The 15,310-nt window shown below is 62.3% G+C and carries 9 protein-coding genes; 5 read left to right on the top strand and 4 right to left on the bottom strand.

Going from position 1 to position 15,310, the window contains the following annotated elements:
- Genes HX875_RS00155 through HX875_RS00145 form a run of 3 tightly spaced genes read left to right on the top strand, consistent with a single transcriptional unit; the run spans position 1 to position 2,488 of the window.
- Positions 1–1,215: a hypothetical protein gene (locus HX875_RS00155; protein ID WP_256348003.1), complete on the top strand. Its 1,215-nt coding sequence runs from the start codon at positions 1–3 to the stop codon at positions 1,213–1,215.
- 32 nt (positions 1,216–1,247) lie between these two features.
- Positions 1,248–1,988 (top strand): molecular chaperone, encoded by a 741-nt coding sequence (locus tag HX875_RS00150; RefSeq protein WP_177040698.1) that lies wholly within the window; start codon positions 1,248–1,250, stop codon positions 1,986–1,988.
- Between the two features lie 17 nt (positions 1,989–2,005).
- Positions 2,006–2,488 (top strand): CS1 type fimbrial major subunit, encoded by a 483-nt coding sequence (locus tag HX875_RS00145; RefSeq protein ID WP_256348002.1) that lies wholly within the window; start codon positions 2,006–2,008, stop codon positions 2,486–2,488.
- 179 nt (positions 2,489–2,667) lie between these two features.
- Here the strand turns inward: HX875_RS00145 and HX875_RS00140 are convergent, their stop codons facing one another.
- Positions 2,668–7,767, bottom strand: a complete 5,100-nt coding sequence (locus HX875_RS00140; protein WP_177040696.1) for a dermonecrotic toxin domain-containing protein — start codon at positions 7,765–7,767, stop codon at positions 2,668–2,670.
- A 139-nt stretch (positions 7,768–7,906) separates the two neighbouring features.
- Positions 7,907–11,017, bottom strand: a complete 3,111-nt coding sequence (locus HX875_RS00135; RefSeq protein ID WP_177040693.1) for a transglycosylase domain-containing protein — start codon at positions 11,015–11,017, stop codon at positions 7,907–7,909.
- Positions 11,018–11,099: 82 nt separating this feature from the next.
- On the opposite strand from HX875_RS00135, the gene HX875_RS00130 reads away from it, so the two are divergent.
- Positions 11,100–11,336, top strand: a complete 237-nt coding sequence (locus HX875_RS00130; protein WP_177040647.1) for a hypothetical protein — start codon at positions 11,100–11,102, stop codon at positions 11,334–11,336.
- A gap of 120 nt (positions 11,337–11,456) precedes the next feature.
- Here HX875_RS00130 and HX875_RS00125 read toward each other — a convergent pair whose 3' ends face one another.
- Entirely contained in the window at positions 11,457–11,915 is a 459-nt protein-coding gene (locus tag HX875_RS00125) for an REP-associated tyrosine transposase (protein ID WP_177040691.1), read from the bottom strand.
- 725 nt (positions 11,916–12,640) lie between these two features.
- Here HX875_RS00125 and HX875_RS00120 point away from each other — a divergent pair.
- Positions 12,641–14,053 (top strand): amino acid permease, encoded by a 1,413-nt coding sequence (locus HX875_RS00120; protein WP_177040689.1) that lies wholly within the window; start codon positions 12,641–12,643, stop codon positions 14,051–14,053.
- Between the two features lie 45 nt (positions 14,054–14,098).
- On the opposite strand, the gene HX875_RS00115 is transcribed toward HX875_RS00120, so the two are convergent.
- Positions 14,099–15,223, bottom strand: a complete 1,125-nt coding sequence (locus HX875_RS00115) for an OpgC family protein (protein ID WP_177040687.1) — start codon at positions 15,221–15,223, stop codon at positions 14,099–14,101.
- Positions 15,224–15,310 lie beyond the last annotated feature (87 nt).

The following is a 15,310-nucleotide window of genomic DNA, read 5'->3' as shown; positions in this document are numbered from 1 at the left end:
ATGAAAAAAATCATGTATCGCGGATTGCGCCAGGCACTGACAGGCGTTGCCCTGAGTCTGGCCAGCGTTTTTGCCCAGGCCGCCGTTCAGGAAATCACCGCTGAATTTCGGCCGGACCCGACCAATCCGACCTTGAACAAGTTCACCAACACCACCCCGCAAAGTGGTATTTGCCCGGGGCACATCCCTGCGCGGTGTGAGCAGTTGGGCATTCTCAGTATCCGCACCTGGGATATCAACTTCACCGCGAACGCGCCGATTCTGGTAGGTGCCGAGACACGGCAAGGGGTGATGTTCAAGGTGCCGTCCGACTGGCGCAGTTTTGAGGTGGTGTCAGACAAGGGCGAGCGGGAAACGGTGCAGATGCGTATTGCCGGGATCGGCAATCGTTATGACACGATTGTTGGAGGCACACGTTCATGGGGGCCCTATACCTTTGGCAATCCTCCGGCGCCTTGCGGGCGTACTGGAATGTTTACGGGAAGCAGCTCTTACGCTCTGTGGTTCTGGCTCGTTCCGGAAGGGGCGGGTGTGTGCAGTTTGGATGCGATCGTGGACGTGCCCCGTCTCTATTACGCCAACTTTGAATACGCCTACGAACTGCGCACCCCAAACCCGCTGAGCATGGCGGCGGGGCAGTACCGTGGCGCCGTCAGTTTTTCCCTCGGGCCGAATCAGGATTTCGACTTTGGCGACCTCATGATTCCCAACGACGAGACACTGACCTTCAATTTCACCCTGGATGTCGATCACATCTTCAAGGTCGAGATTCCCCCCGGTGGCGACCGCATCGAGCTTATCCCCCAGGGCGGCTGGCAATCCTGGGTGCAACAGGGCCGTCGGCCCACGCGGCTGTTCCGTGACCAGACCTTCAATATCTGGTCGTCGGGACGCTTCAAGATGCAGTTGGAGTGCCAGTTCCCCATGGGCAACACGTGCGGCCTGCAAGCCGCGTCGGGTGAAATGGTGCCGTTGAACATTGCCGTCAGCCTGCCCGGCGGGATTGGTGATGAAACGGGTCAACGGGTCAACCGGCAGCCCTTGTTGCTGGATGGCAGCACCACCCGGTTGTTCAAGCCGATCCATTACGTGGAGCGCCGGCCCGGCACTCTGCATTTCGACATTCCCGCCAGCGACGTTGCCCCGCTGTTTGTGCCCGGCGCGCCAGATCGCTACGCCGGTACCGCCACTTTGATCTGGGATTCGGAAGTCTAGGGCGAGCATTCAATTCAACAAGGTAAATGGTTATGAAAACTCTATTGGCAGCGATTGGTTTTGGTGTGTTCATGCCCCTGGCGGTTGCCGGGCCGAACATCAATGTGGGGGTGGTCTACGACTACCTGGACGGCGATAAAAGCACCTATTTGAAACGGGTGTTCAACGGTGGCGACAGCACCGCCTTCGTCAAGATCAACATCATGGAAATCCTCTACAACGCCGATGGCGCCGCCGAAGAAGTGCCCCTCAAAAGCCAGGCCGACGGCAATGCCCGCGACGGTCTGATGGCCAGCCCGGCCCGTCTGATCGTGCCGTCCAACGGCATGCAGGGCAGCCGCCTGTTGTTTATGGGAGCGCGGGACAACGAGCGTTACTTCCGGGTGCGCTTCGTGCCGGTGGTCCCGGAAAAAGAGGACGAATTTGCGGTTTCCGCTGAGGAGCGCGATGCCTACCGCGCGTCCTTGTCGGCCGGGGTCAATGTGCTGGCGGGCTACGGCACGGTGTTTTTCGTGCGTCCCCAAAACACCCGCTTTGACTCGCGCATCGATGACAGTGCCAACCGGTATGTGCTGAGCAACCGTGGCAACAGCGTGGTGGTGGTGGATGAGTTCAAGGATTGTTCTGTGGCCAACCCTCAGGAGTGCCGGCCGGTGACCAAGAACCATGTATTGCCGGGGCGGGCGTTCACCTTCGACAAGGAGCCGGGCCGGGTGTACCGCTTCAACCTGGTGGAAGGCAGCGGGCAAAAAAATCATGAGGTCAAAGGCTGATGAGCAGTAGTACTAGGATGTTCAGGTGGCTCGTGGCCGGGATGCTGCTGGCGGCATTGGGGCTGGTGTGCACCGAGGTCCTGGCGGTGCGCGACGAGCATACGTTTGAGGTGTCGATCCAGATTCCCGGCAATGATTTTTATGTGCTGCCGGTAAACCCGGTCTTCCTTGAGCGCGATCAGCGCATGCACTGGAATACCGTCACCCGAACCCTGGCGCCGTTACGGGAAAACTTCGATGTGAAGAATATTTCCGGTGGCATCTCGGCGCGGTTGGGGGCGCTGCCTTCATTGTTCAACGGGTTCGATTCAATTGCACTGAATGTGAGCTTCAACGGGCAGGAGCTTGGCTTGACGGAGACCACGGTGGTGGCAGAGGAACAGGCCCGGGTGGGGTTGCGGGTGCCACTGGTGATCACAGCCATGGAGCCGGAAGGCGGGTATCTGGCGGGGGAGTATTACGGCAGTGTGCAGTTGATGTTTGATGCGTTGCGGCCCTGATAACTGATTACGGTGATCAGCCCTTGTGGTGAGGGCGCTAAGTGGAGAGGGAGCTTTTGTGGTGAGGGGGCTTGTCCCCCGTTGGAGTGCGCAGCACTCCCGTTTTTTGGGGCCGCTTCGCAACCCAACGGGGGACAAGCCCCCTCGCCACATGGAGCAGGTTTGGCACATGGAGCAGGTCAGAGCCGGGTGGACGCCACTGCCTCGCGGTTGCTCAGCCCCGTGGCCCTGGCCAGCGCTTCGCGCGTCAGGCGTCGCATCCATTCCTTCTCTTTGTAGCCCAGATCGTTGAGCAGCCTGTTGTAGAGGTCGTCGGACATTGGCTGGCGGGAAAATACCACACGGTCAGGCACCTCCAGTGCTTCGGCGAGGTGCTTGAGCGATTGGCTCAGCAACTCTTTTTGCGCCGGGTCCTGAGCGCGCGCCCACTGGTGTTGTGTGTCCTGCAGTTCATCCAGCTTTAAAAACTGCTCGGTGCAGCGTTGCTCGTTGTCCCGATACTCACCGTCATGGCTGTCGCGCAGGTACTGTTCCCAGTAGGGCTCAAGCAGCATCTGGTTCACCAACCCATCACCTTCGGCCATTTCCAGCACGGTCTGGTACGCCTCGTCGATGCGCGCCTGCGGCACATCGGCGGTCAGGCGATAAAGCATGTGGTCCGACAGCCAGGGCAAGTCGAGCTTCTGCGCCAGGGAGGTCTGGTAGGCCAGGTAGACTTCAACTTCATCGACCTCTCCCGGCACGCCGTCGCGCACGTCGGAGCGCAGGCGCAGGCCTTGGCCGCCTTCGTTCTCGGGCCGCAGACGCTGGGCGATGTCTTCTTGAATGACTTCCCCCAGATGCTTCATGTGCGCCCGGCCCTTGGCCAGGGTCACCAGCCTGCCAGCCCGTTCTTCGTCCGTCAGCGAGTAGCGCCGAGCCTCGGTGGCGAGGACTTCGATACCCATGTCATTGAAAATCTGCGCACCGCCGTCGGCGCACAATCCCGGGAAACTCGACAGCTTGAACAAGGTGTCGCGCAGGTCGCTGTCGACACTGGCGGCGAGGATCAGTTGCCACACCCGCTGCGTCAGTTCGGGGCGGTTGACCGCCAGCCGCTGTTGATCCTCGTCGGTCTGTACCGACTCTTCCCGCTCCAGGGACTTGAGCACCTCAAACAACCCTTGTGAGCCGTGCTCCTGTTCCAGGGCATTCCATAAGGTCTTGCGGTGTTCGTGCAGTTGCGGGTCCATTGCTTCCAGCCAGTAGCTGCTGTCGCCCTTGGGCTCGTAGGTGCGGTTGGGGTCGAGCCCGGCGGCTACGCGGTAGCTTTCATAGCGCTGGCGGTGGTCGAGGTCGAGGGTGTTGCGGTCCAGGCGGGTGCGGGCGACGGTTTCTGCCTGGGGTGTGCCGCGCGCACACTCGGGCACTTGTTCGATGGCGTTGCCTCGCAGGTCGAGCAGGAAGCTGCGGTTGCGCGGGTGGGAAAACAGGCCCGCAGGCCACAGGGTGATCTGTGTGTGACTCAGCAGCAGATCGCGCAGGTTGGGCAGGTGCGAGATGTCCGGCGGGGTGCCCAAGGGGTTGTTTTGCAGTTGCAGGTGCTCCAGGCGACGCAGGTGGGACAGGCGCTGACGTTCCGAAGGAGGCAACATGATGCGGTTGTCCCGCAGGTTGAGGTAGCGCAAAAAGCGCATTTCGCCAATGGCCTGGGGCAGCCTCGACAGGTCGTTGTAGCCCAGGTCCAGCGCGCGCAGGGATGGGAAACCCTTGAGGAAATGTTCGTGGAGCACGCCGAAGCGGTTATCGGCAATGGTCAGGCTGGTGACGTGCTCAAAGCCGGTGGTGAGCTCCGGCAGCATATCCGGCAGCAGCAGGCCCCGCAGGTCCAGTTCCGCGCCGCTCTGGACGTTGCCCCAAGGGTCGGTGTGCACAGCCATGCGGTCTTCCCAGCAGCGATACAGCTTGTCTGCGAGCAAGTGCCGCGCGGCCCGTTCCTGGCGAAACGCGCGACTGTCTTTCGGGTGGGCGGTGGCCGTGCGTTTCCACACTTCCAGGCGGTGGTACAACTGTTGTTTCTCGGTGGTCAACAGGTTGAGCACGCTACGCATCTGCCGGGCGTCGACGTTGTCGATGAACTGTTCGACGCGTTGTTCGCTCAACGAGGGAAACAGCAGTTGCAGGACTTCCCGGGTGTGCGGTGTTGACGCCGGTTGCGGCGTACCCGCCTGCCGGCTGGCGACAGGCCCTCGCAGTAAACGGCTGGTCTGTGTGTCGGCCGTGGTGCGTATTGGCGGTTGCGCGAGTACTCGGCGGCGCTCGTCCAGGGTGTGCAACTTGTCCATCAGCCAGCGTTTCAATTCGGCACCCTGGCCGGGTTTTTGGCCCGGTACGGTGACGGCGTGCAGCAGCGATTCGTAGAGGGTGTCCAGGGTGTGCAGGCGCTGGTGGGCCTGGTCGAACAGCTCGTAGCCGTGGTTGTTTTTGCGCACCAGGATTCGTTGCTGCGCCGCATCGGCCGGGCCGGCTTCACAGCGCAACGGGCCGTCCGGGGTTTGCTCGCGGACTTCCAGGTGCAGGTCTGCAAAGGCATCGCTGTGCAGTTTCAGGGTGTTGAGCACCATGCGTTCGGTGTCTGGTGTCAGCGGCCAGGACGGATATAGCCCGGCGTAGGCCTGGTTGGCGTGCTGGACGAAGTTCAATTCCTCAGCCTGGTTGAGCAGCCGCAAAGGCACGTGCTGTTCACTCAGGGTCTGGCGCTCGGTGTGGGTGGCGGTGTCGAGCACGGTGCGGGCCAGCGTCGGGTCGAGGCCGGGCAGTTGGCGTTGCAGCAGGCGCACCTGCGGGTCAGCGGATTGCTGGTTGATCTGGTGCACGTACTGCCCGATGTCGTCGGTCTGGGTCTGCACGTAGTCGGCCAGTTGATCGCGCAGCGCTTGTACCCGTTCGGCCCGGGGCACGTCGCGACCCAGCAGTGTGCGGATGGCCTCTTCGTCGAGAAACCCCAGCACCCGTTCCGGCAGTTGGCCGGACATCACCTGCCCCAGGCTGATTTTCAGGGTGGCGGAAGGGGTGGCGTCGGGCTTGGTGTAGGTACGAGAACCCCCGGCAAGATCGGTGCGGGCGAACACCTGCAACGCGGCATTTTCGGGCCAGCCCTGCAGCTCGGTGACGGTCTGTTCAAACCATGCCGAGGACGGGTCATCGGGCAGCGGCGTGCCGGTGCGCAAGGTGCCGGCGGCGGTTTTGGCGGTGTGGTAGGCCTCGTGGCGTTTGAGGGTTGTCTCCAGCAATGGCGGTGGCGGACGGTTATACACATACAGGCCACGTAACTGGTCTTCATCGGTGGCGCTGATGCGCCGTACCTGTTGCAATTCAAGGTCACTGAAGGCCTGGGTGCGAGGCCCGAGGCGGCGCATCAGGAGGGTGCTGTCCCAACGACGGGGCTGTTCCGCTTCGTGCACGAAGGCGCCATGACCGTTAAACGACACCTTGGGGTGGTAGGCGTCCGGGCGTCGAGGGTGCCGGATGCGGTGTTGGCCGTTGTCGTCGGTCTGGCGAACCTCTACGTGCTGGTTGTCCAGTGGCAGGATCAGTTGGTCTTGATGGGAGTACAGGCCCCGGGCATCAGGTTTTGCGTCCGCTGCCAGCGCGATATTTTTCAAGGTGTAGGGCGTCAGGTCGGGGTTCCACAGGCGGGTGTGACCGTCGGCGGTGGTCACCGGCTTGAGCCCTTCGACAAAGGAAGACAGCTTCAGGCGCGCCGCCTGGCCCAGGGTGCTCGCCGCGCCGAATGCGGCAAATTGCAGGACGCTGTCGACCACATCCATCAAGTGTTCGAACGCCTCTAACCGTTGACCTTCGGCCCAGTCGACGATGCCCGTAAACACCTCGTCGGCGATCTGATAAGCGCTGTAGACCAGCATCAGTTCTCCCAGCACCGGCACAAACGGCGTGGCCACCAGCAAGGCAGCGTTGAGCAGGTCGGAGAGGATTTTTTCCAGGTTGTCCCACCATGCCCAGCGTGCGTGCCGGTCGGCCAGGGCCGTGGACACGGCGATTTCCCGGGCGTCATTCAGGACCTTGTTCAGGGTGATGCGGAACCGGTAGTGCCACAGGTCATTTTCGCCGGGGTTGCTGGAGCGGTTCTGGTAATCGTCGGCGATGTGCTGCAGACGAAATTGCAGGTTTGGGTTGCTCACCGGAGTGTCTTTCCAGGTGGGGCCTGGGTCGGTCGGGGCTTTCTGGTGCCAGCGGACTGTGCTCAGGCGCGCGTTGAGGTTGGCAAAGAAGTGACCGCGCTCGCCCTGGGCGACAAACTGGCTGAAAAACCGCTGGTAGCGGGGGCTGTCCCGCAGTTGCCGGGTGAGTTCCTGGACGAAGGCAATCGGCGAGGGGTATTCCTTGAGCGGGTGCTCGGGGTCTTCGGGGACGTAGACGATCAGCCGGCCCACGGGCATCTCGGTGCCGGGGGTGGCGCAGAACAGCACGATGCCACTCAGGGCGCTGTTCATCAAATGTACGGTGTAGGCCCCCAGAGGACGGCCATCCAGATGTGCGTCCGACTGGCCGGCGACCAGTTTGAGCGTCGCCTGGTGGGCATCAGGCCTCATGTGGCCATGGATCAGCGCCAGATGGGCGGCAACCGTCAGGGCGCTTTTCTGACTGCGGATGGTTGCATCGCGCACGGTGCGGGCCAGGGCGGCATTGTTGAACCCCAGGGCCTCCTGCAGTCGCGCCTGATAATGCGCGCCGATGTTCAGTTGGCGGCAAAGGGTTTTGAAGGTGTCGGCCGTGAGTGAGGCGCCGCTGGTACGGTGGCGCAGGTTCAACACGTCGCGCTGGCCGCGGGCGTCTTCAGCGGACAGAAAGGCGTAGTCGACAAAGCTGTCGCTGGCGGCAAAGTTATGCAGCGCGGCATCCAGCAGCGAGACGGTGCGGCTGACCACCGCGTTGCTGCTGTCGTGCACCCACCAGGCCAGTTCGGCCTTGCTATACAGGCGCAGGAAGGTGTTGCGCACGTCGATCTCGCCGTAGTGGGCCAGGGCGCTTTTAAGCAGGGGCTCGGCGAACGCCTGGACGTCGTTGAGGTCACGAAATTTCTGGTCCACGGCGCTTTGGTTTTGCCAGTGTTCGGCGATGGCGGTTTTGAGCGCGGGTGTGGGCGCAACGTTGAGCGGGCGGGCGGTTTTCAACGCACGCACCCGGTCAAGGGCTGCGCCTTTGATCCACGGTGGCAGGGTGTTTTTGATCAGTAAATAGTGGGTGCCTTGAAAATCGGCACCGGGTAGATCGGACATGGGATAGACCTGAATCAGAGCAAGAGTAACGGCTCAGTCTATTCAGGCCCGGGGCCGCCGATAAGTTCGAATACCGGCTGGAACAGGCGGCTTTTTCAGCGGAAAAATGCGTGGATAAAGCGCATACCTGTCACCTTTTTCAACGTGCGGCGGTGGCGGGCGGAGTCTGGCACAAGGTGCTGTCCCCGGGCTGCAAATACGGGGTAAGAATCGGCGCCATGCCCTTGAGCACCTGCACCGGCAACGCCGAGGTGAACTTGAACCCCTGGGCCGACGCGCCGGGCACGAACGCGGTGAGCGCACCGAAGTGATGGTCGCCGATATAGAACACGAATGTTGCCGTGCGGTTGATCGCCTTGGAGCTGAGAACCCGCCCGCCGGCGCCGATGGCTTCGATGCGGTTGTCGCCGGTGCCGGTCTTGCCGCCCATGGCCAGCGGTGTGCCGTCGGCCAGGTTGAAACTGCCGGACACGCGGCGTGCGGTACCGGCGTCCACCACTTGCGAAAGGGCTCCCCGCAGGGCCGTGGCCACTTCGGACGGCATCACCCGCTTGCCGCGATTGGGGTCGTTGATCAGGCGGGTTTCATAGGGCGTGTCGGCGGCAAAGCGCAGGCTGTCGATGCGCAGCGTGGGTTCGCGTACGCCGTCGTTGAGGATGATGCCCACCAGCTCCGCCAGCGCGGCGGGACGGTCGCCGGAACTGCCGATGGCGGTGGCCAGCGATGGCACCAGGTGGTCGAACGGGTAGCCGACTTTTTGCCAGCGCTGGTGAATATCGAGGAACGCTTCGATCTCCAGCATGGTGCGGATGCGGCTGTCCCGGGCGCTCTTGTGGCGGCTCTTGAACAGCCAGCTGTAAACCTCCTGGCGCTCATGTTCGCTGGCGGCGGTGGCCTGGGTGAAGGTGGCGTCGGGGTTGTTCAGCAGGTAGCCCATCAGCCACAAATCCAGTGGGTGGACCTTGGCGATATAGCCCTGGTCGGGCAGGTCGTAGGCGCCGGGGCCGTAGTTCTGGTAGAGCTTGTCGAGGCGTTCGTCGGTGAGTTTTTCAGTGCTTTTCACGCTGCTCAGGTGCGAGCGGATAAAGCTGTTGAAACTCGCCTGGCTGGCGTTGGGCAGCAGGTAGCGGTGCACGGCGGCCAGGCGTATGGCGGTGGGGTGCATGCTGTCGAGAAAGGTGTCGAGGCGGGCCTGGGTGTTCTTGTTGCGGTATTTCTTCCAGAACTTGAGCAGGAAGGTGGTGCCTTCGCGGTCGGCGAACTGCGCCAGGTATTCCTGGCGGCGCGGGTCGTTGTCGTCCTTGAGCAACTCGGCGCTGTTGTTCGGGCCCTGGTAGGTGCTGTAGCGCACCAGGTCGCGCATCAGACGGATGAACGGCAGGTTGATCGACTCGCGCAGCGCTTCGATCAACGTGGGTGTACGGCCGTTGTCCTGAATGCGGAAGTTGTGGAAGTGGTGCATGCCGCCACCGGTAAAAAAGCCTTCGCTGGTGTTGGCCGAGTACTGCCGATTGAGGGCTGCGTCGAGCATGGCCGGCAGTTTGCGGTCGCTGTTCTGGATCAGGTAATCGAGGGCCCAGCGGGTGATGCGGTCCTGGTCGTCCACCGGGACTTTGCGCAGCTCGGCCGCCGGCATTGCACCGTATTTATCGTGCAGCTCGCTGACGATTTGCAGGTAGGTGGTCATCACCCGCAGCTTGGCGGTGGAGCCCAGTTCCAGCTTGCTGCCTTCGTTGATGTCGAAGGGTTGGTCGGTGCTGTCGGTCTGCACCCGCACCCGCGCGCCGTCGGGTGTCATCTCGTAAAGGTTGAAGCTGTAGCGAACCTGGGCGGTGCTGGCGGGTGTCAGCAGCGTGGGGCCGATCAGGCCGATCTGCGTGGCGAAGGCCGGGTCGGCGAGGTGCTTGAGGTAAGCGCTGGCCTGGCTTTGCAGGTCGGCTTGCAACGTGCTGGTGGCGGCGAGGTCAAGGCGGTCAAGGTCGTACAACGGCTGGTTGAGCAGGGCGGCCAGGCGAGTACGGGCGACGGTGATGCCCTTGTTGCTTTCGATCGGCTGGATCGTTGGCTGCTGCTGCCAGTCACGGTAGGTAACGTGGCTGGCGAGGGCGGCCTTGGCCAGCGCCGGGTCGATCACGTTGTTCTGGGCGAGCAGGCGGATGTGGCTGTCGGTGAGGTCGGCCAGTTCCTTGTGGCCCTTGGACAAATAGTGAGAGGGCCGGCGCTGGGCGATCATCAGCGACAGCACCTCCCGCAGGGCCAGGCCTTTTTGCGGCAGCTGTTTGGGGTCGTTGCCGTTGAGCAGGACGTTGGTCTGGTTGAAGTCGGCGCCGTACCACACGCGCAAACCTTCGGCCATGCCGTGCACTTCGCCGTGGCCGGGCACGGCTGACAGGGGCACGCTGTTGAGGTAATCGCGCACGATGTCCTGGCGAGCCGTGAGGGTTTGCGGGCCGTCCTGATACGCCCGCACGCTGGCGGAAATCATCTGGCGGATTTTCTCGCCGCCGGACAGGGTCAGGCCGTCGGGGGAGTGGCGGTATTTCTCCAGCTGAGTCGCCAGGGTGCTGCCGCCGGCGGTTTGGCCGGGCAGGTGCAGGAGCTTCGCCACCTGGGACCAGGCGGCCTTGGCGAAACGCGGCCAATCCACCGCCGGGTTGAGTTGTGGTTGCTTGGGGTCGAGCAGGTCGCGGTCTTCGATAAACAGCAGGCTGTTGACCACCACCGGCGGGATCGCCGTGAAGCTTGGGTAGAACTGCTGGGGATAAGTGAACTGGTACAGCGGTGCGGCGCGGCAATCGGTGATGGTCAGGCCGGCCTGGATTTTTTCCGGGTAGGGCACGAACAGGCCACGTTGGGCGTAGCTCATCAGGTCGGGGGAGAAGCGTGCCTGTGCCTGGATCAGGTAATCGCGCTTGATCAGGCGCGGCAGGAATTCACCCAGGGCGCTGTAGCCGAGGCGCTTGTCGAAGGGCCCGGCGCCGGGATAAACCCGCGCATCGCTGGGGCCGGGATGCATTTGATAGGTGAGGGTTGAGGCGAGGTCGGAGAAGGTTTTGGCCTGCAGGCGCGAGGTGTGCATTTCCCGCATCGCGGCAAAGCCCAGGGCGATCAGCGCAATCAGCAGCACCAGCCAGAACAGGCGCCACCACAGTCGCCTGCGGGGAGGAGGGCTTTGTGGCAATGGCTGTTCATCCGGGCTATCGGTGGATACCGCAGCCTTGGTCGAAGCGTTCTGCCATAAAGCGCCCATAGTCGATTGATCCATTTACGTAGATTGATCGGACTTGGTTGAAGCTTAGACGGTGGTGGGCGAGTGGGGGGGATTTGTGAGGGTGGGGTTGTTTGTGGTGAGAGAGCTTGTTGTGGGGACGGGGCTTGCTGTGGAGAGGGAGCTTGCTGTGGTGGGGGAGCTTGCTGTGGAGAGGGGGCTTGCTGTGGTGAGGGAGCTTGCTGTGGAGAGGGAGCTTGCTGTGGCGAGGGAGCTTGCTGTGGCGAGGGAGCTTGCTGTGGCGAGGGAGCTTGCTCCCGCTGGAGTGCGAAGCACTCCCAAAGAACCCACCTCGGTTTGACTGCAAAACCGCATGCCCAGGTCTTGGGGCTGCTGCGCAGCCCAGCGGGAGCAAGCTCCCTCGCCACAGCAAGCTCCCTCGCCACAACAAGCTCCTTAACCAGCGAGGTGCTGTTCCTGCCTATAGCCAGCAGGCGTCCCACAGCGGGTAGTCGCCGGCGCGTTCTACCAGTCCCGCTCTGATGGGATTGGCGATGATGTACCGGGCCAAATGACGCAAATCTTCACCGTCCCGAATCCCCCGGTCGTGATAGCCGTTCTGCCAAAAGGCTCCTGTGCTGTTCCTTGCCCGGTTGATCGTGTGCGTGCTGCGGGATTTCACCGCTTGCATCAGCTGGGGCAGGCTGCGTTGCTCAAGCTGGACCAGCCAATGAAAGTGGTCCGGCATGATGACCCAGGCTATGGAAACCCCCCATTTTTGCTCATGGGCACGCCTGAATTCGGTTACCAGCAGGCGACCCAGATGAAAGTTGGTAAAGAGTGGTTGGCGATTGTGGACGACGGCTGTGACCAGATAAGCCCTGCCGGGCTCGCTGAATCTACCGGTTCTCAGGCGATGGGATTGAGGGCGTGTAGGCATTCCATTGCATTCCTTGTTGCTCCAGATGAATTGACGCTAGCAGCCTGACAGGGGCCCTGATCCCGGAATTGTTGAGTACGTATTTCCATGCATGGTCCCTCACTGTGGGGAGGGGGCTTGCTGTGGTGGGGAGCTTGCTGTGGGGAGGGAGCTTGCTGTGGTGGGGGAGCTTGCTGTGGAGAGGGAGCTTGCTGTGGTGGGGGAGCTTGCTGTGGAGAGGGAGCTTGCTGTGGCGAGGGAGCTTGCTCCCGCTGGAGTGCGAAGCACTCCCAAAGAATCCACCTCGGTTTGACTGTAAAACCGCATGCGCAGGTTTTGGGGCTGCTGCGCAGCCCAGCGGGAGCAAGCTCCCTCGCCACAATGGATTGAGTCAGGCAGAAAACACCGCCCTAGAGCCTCCCCCACCAGTAAATCCGCCAAAGGTAGGGGCATGACGCTGCACCATTACCGTGCAATACTCGCCGCCGTTTGTTGGCGATGATTCCTACGCGGAACAGGTAATGCTCCTCCGTCAAAGGGGCTTTTACCGCGAGTTCCCGCTGAATCTTGTCGTTTATAGAGTGAAAACCCCTGGGTTTTGCTTTTTATACTGCACCCCCGCTGATCTGGCCCGGCCAGACGGTCTTGCCCAAAAGGCAGGCCCGCTATCAGGACGCCCCGGCCACCCGCCGCGACGCCCCGGACTCGGTGGCTCATATCCAATAACAAGACGAGGTTGTATCCCTATGCCAGCTGGCAATCACCTGCCCCATGGCGAGGCCGCTCAGGGCGGTCCGCTGAAACGCGAACTCGGCGAACGGCATATTCGCTTGATGGCCCTCGGCGCCTGTATCGGTGTCGGTCTGTTCCTGGGCTCGGCCAAGGCCATTGAAATGGCCGGCCCGGCAATCATGCTGTCTTACATCATCGGCGGCCTGGCGATCCTGGTGATCATGCGCGCCCTCGGCGAGATGGCCGTACACAATCCGGTCGCCGGTTCCTTCAGTCGTTACGCACAAGACTATCTCGGCCCGCTGGCGGGCTTCCTCACCGGCTGGAACTACTGGTTCCTGTGGCTGGTGACCTGCGTCGCGGAAATCACCGCGGTCGCGGTGTACATGGGCGTGTGGTTCCCCGATGTGCCCCGCTGGATCTGGGCCCTCGCGGCGCTGGTCAGCATGGGCACCATCAACCTGATCGCGGTCAAGGCGTTCGGTGAGTTCGAGTTCTGGTTCGCGCTGATCAAGATCGTCACCATCATCGCGATGGTGATCGGCGGCGTCGGCATCATCGCGTTCGGTTTCGGCAACGACGGCGTGGCGCTGGGGATTTCCAACCTGTGGGCCCACGGCGGTTTCCTGCCCAACGGCGTGACGGGCGTGTTGATGTCCCTGCAAATGGTGATGTTCGCCTACCTGGGCGTGGAGATGATCGGCCTGACCGCCGGTGAAGCGAAGAACCCGCAGAAGACCATCCCGAGCGCCATCGGCTCGGTATTCTGGCGCATCCTGCTGTTCTACGTCGGCGCGTTGTTCGTGATCCTGTCGATCTACCCGTGGAACGAAATCGGCACCCAGGGCAGCCCGTTCGTGATGACCTTCGAGCGCCTCGGCATCAAGACCGCCGCCGGCATCATCAACTTCGTGGTGATCACCGCGGCATTGTCGTCGTGCAACGGCGGCATCTTCAGCACCGGGCGCATGCTCTACAGCCTGGCGCAGAACGGCCAGGCCCCGGCCACGTTCGGCACCACGTCGAGCAACGGCGTGCCGCGCAAGGCGCTCTTGCTGTCGATCTTCGTGTTGTTGCTGGGCGTGCTGCTCAACTACATGGTCCCGGAAAAAGTCTTTGTGTGGGTGACCTCCATCGCCACTTTCGGTGCGATCTGGACCTGGCTGATGATCCTGCTGGCCCAGCTCAAGTTCCGTAAGAGCCTGAGCCCGGCCGAGCAAAAAGCCCTCAAATACCGCATGTGGCTGTACCCGGTCAGTTCCTACCTGGCGCTGGCGTTCCTGCTGCTGGTGGTGGGCCTGATGGCGTACTTCCCGGACACCCGCGTGGCGCTGTATGTCGGCCCGGCGTTCCTGGTGCTGCTGACGGTGTTGTTCTATGTGTTCAAGTTGCAGCCGACCCAGGCTACGGTGCACACGGCGAGCTGATGTTTCTGCGCTCAACAAAAAGCCCCTTTCGGGGCTTTTTGTTTTTCACGCGGTGGCGACGCGCGTCGGTTGGGTGAGCCGCTTGTTCAAGTCCAGCCAGGCCCCCAGCAGCGCCATCAACCCGGCACCCACCATGGCGGTGAAGATTTGCATGGCGAAGGCATCGCCGGTGATCGCATTGACCATGTCCGCCAACGGCGCCAGCAGCACCCCCAGGCAGAACACTTCCAGGGAGTAGCGGCCCATGCGACAGGTTTGTTGCGCCAGCCAGTTTTGCGTCCAGCCATGGCCGGGCAGCAGCTTGGCGGTGACGTAGGCCAGGGCCAGGAAATGCAGCAAACGCACTGGCGACAGGTCGGTCTTGCTGATGGGGTAGAGCAGGTCACTGAGCACCGACGGCATCACCGCGTCGTGGATTTCGGGCCAGCGCCACGAGATCGTAATGACGCCCGCCACCAGCGCATACACCGCCGCCGCGACGAACAACGGCTGGCGCAGCAGCCCACGGGTTTGCGCCGGTCGTGGCTGCTGCGCATGAATCGCCGCCGCACCGCCCAGCACAAACAGTAACTGCCAGGTCACCGGGTTGAAGTACCACACACCGTCGGCAATCGCTGCCAGGTTCCAGCCCAGGTGCGGGGCCAGCAGGTACACCGCCAGCGAAACCGCCACCACCGCCCAGGTCTTGCGCAGCAGCAACGGCAGCACCAGCGGCAGGCAGCCCAGCAGCACGATATACAGTGGCAACGGGTCCATCAGGTTGGGTTTGAAGCGCAACAGCAGTTCATCCACCAAGGCTTGCTGGGGGTGGGTGACGAAATGCGTCAGGCCCATCTCTTCGACCAGGTCGCGGGTTTCCACATGGCTGTTGGCGAAGAACACGATGCCCATCAGCATCGCCAGTAAAAAGATGTGCACCACGTACAGCACCCAGGTGCGCCGCCAGATCTTTACACAGGCAATCAGGTAGCCGTCGCGCTGCAGGATCTTGCCGTAGGCCAGCACCGCCGCATAACCGGCCAGGAACACGAAGACTTCCGCCGCGTCACTGAAACCGAAGTTGCGCAGGGTGATCTGGCCGAGAGGGTTGTGGGGCACGTGATCCCAGAAAATGAAGATCAACGCCAGGCCCCGAAAAAAATCGATGCGCGGGTCGCGTCCGTTCAGCATGGCAGCGGGCTCTTGAACAAAGGGTTTAGTAATGACAAGTGGACGACGGCTTTTGTCGAGCCGTACGTCGGGCGGGGCGCAGGTTGG

This window comes from Pseudomonas yamanorum, assembly GCF_013386765.1.
GTDB lineage: Bacteria > Pseudomonadota > Gammaproteobacteria > Pseudomonadales > Pseudomonadaceae > Aquipseudomonas > Aquipseudomonas yamanorum_A.
This window is presented reverse-complemented; position numbering and strand designations above follow the sequence as displayed.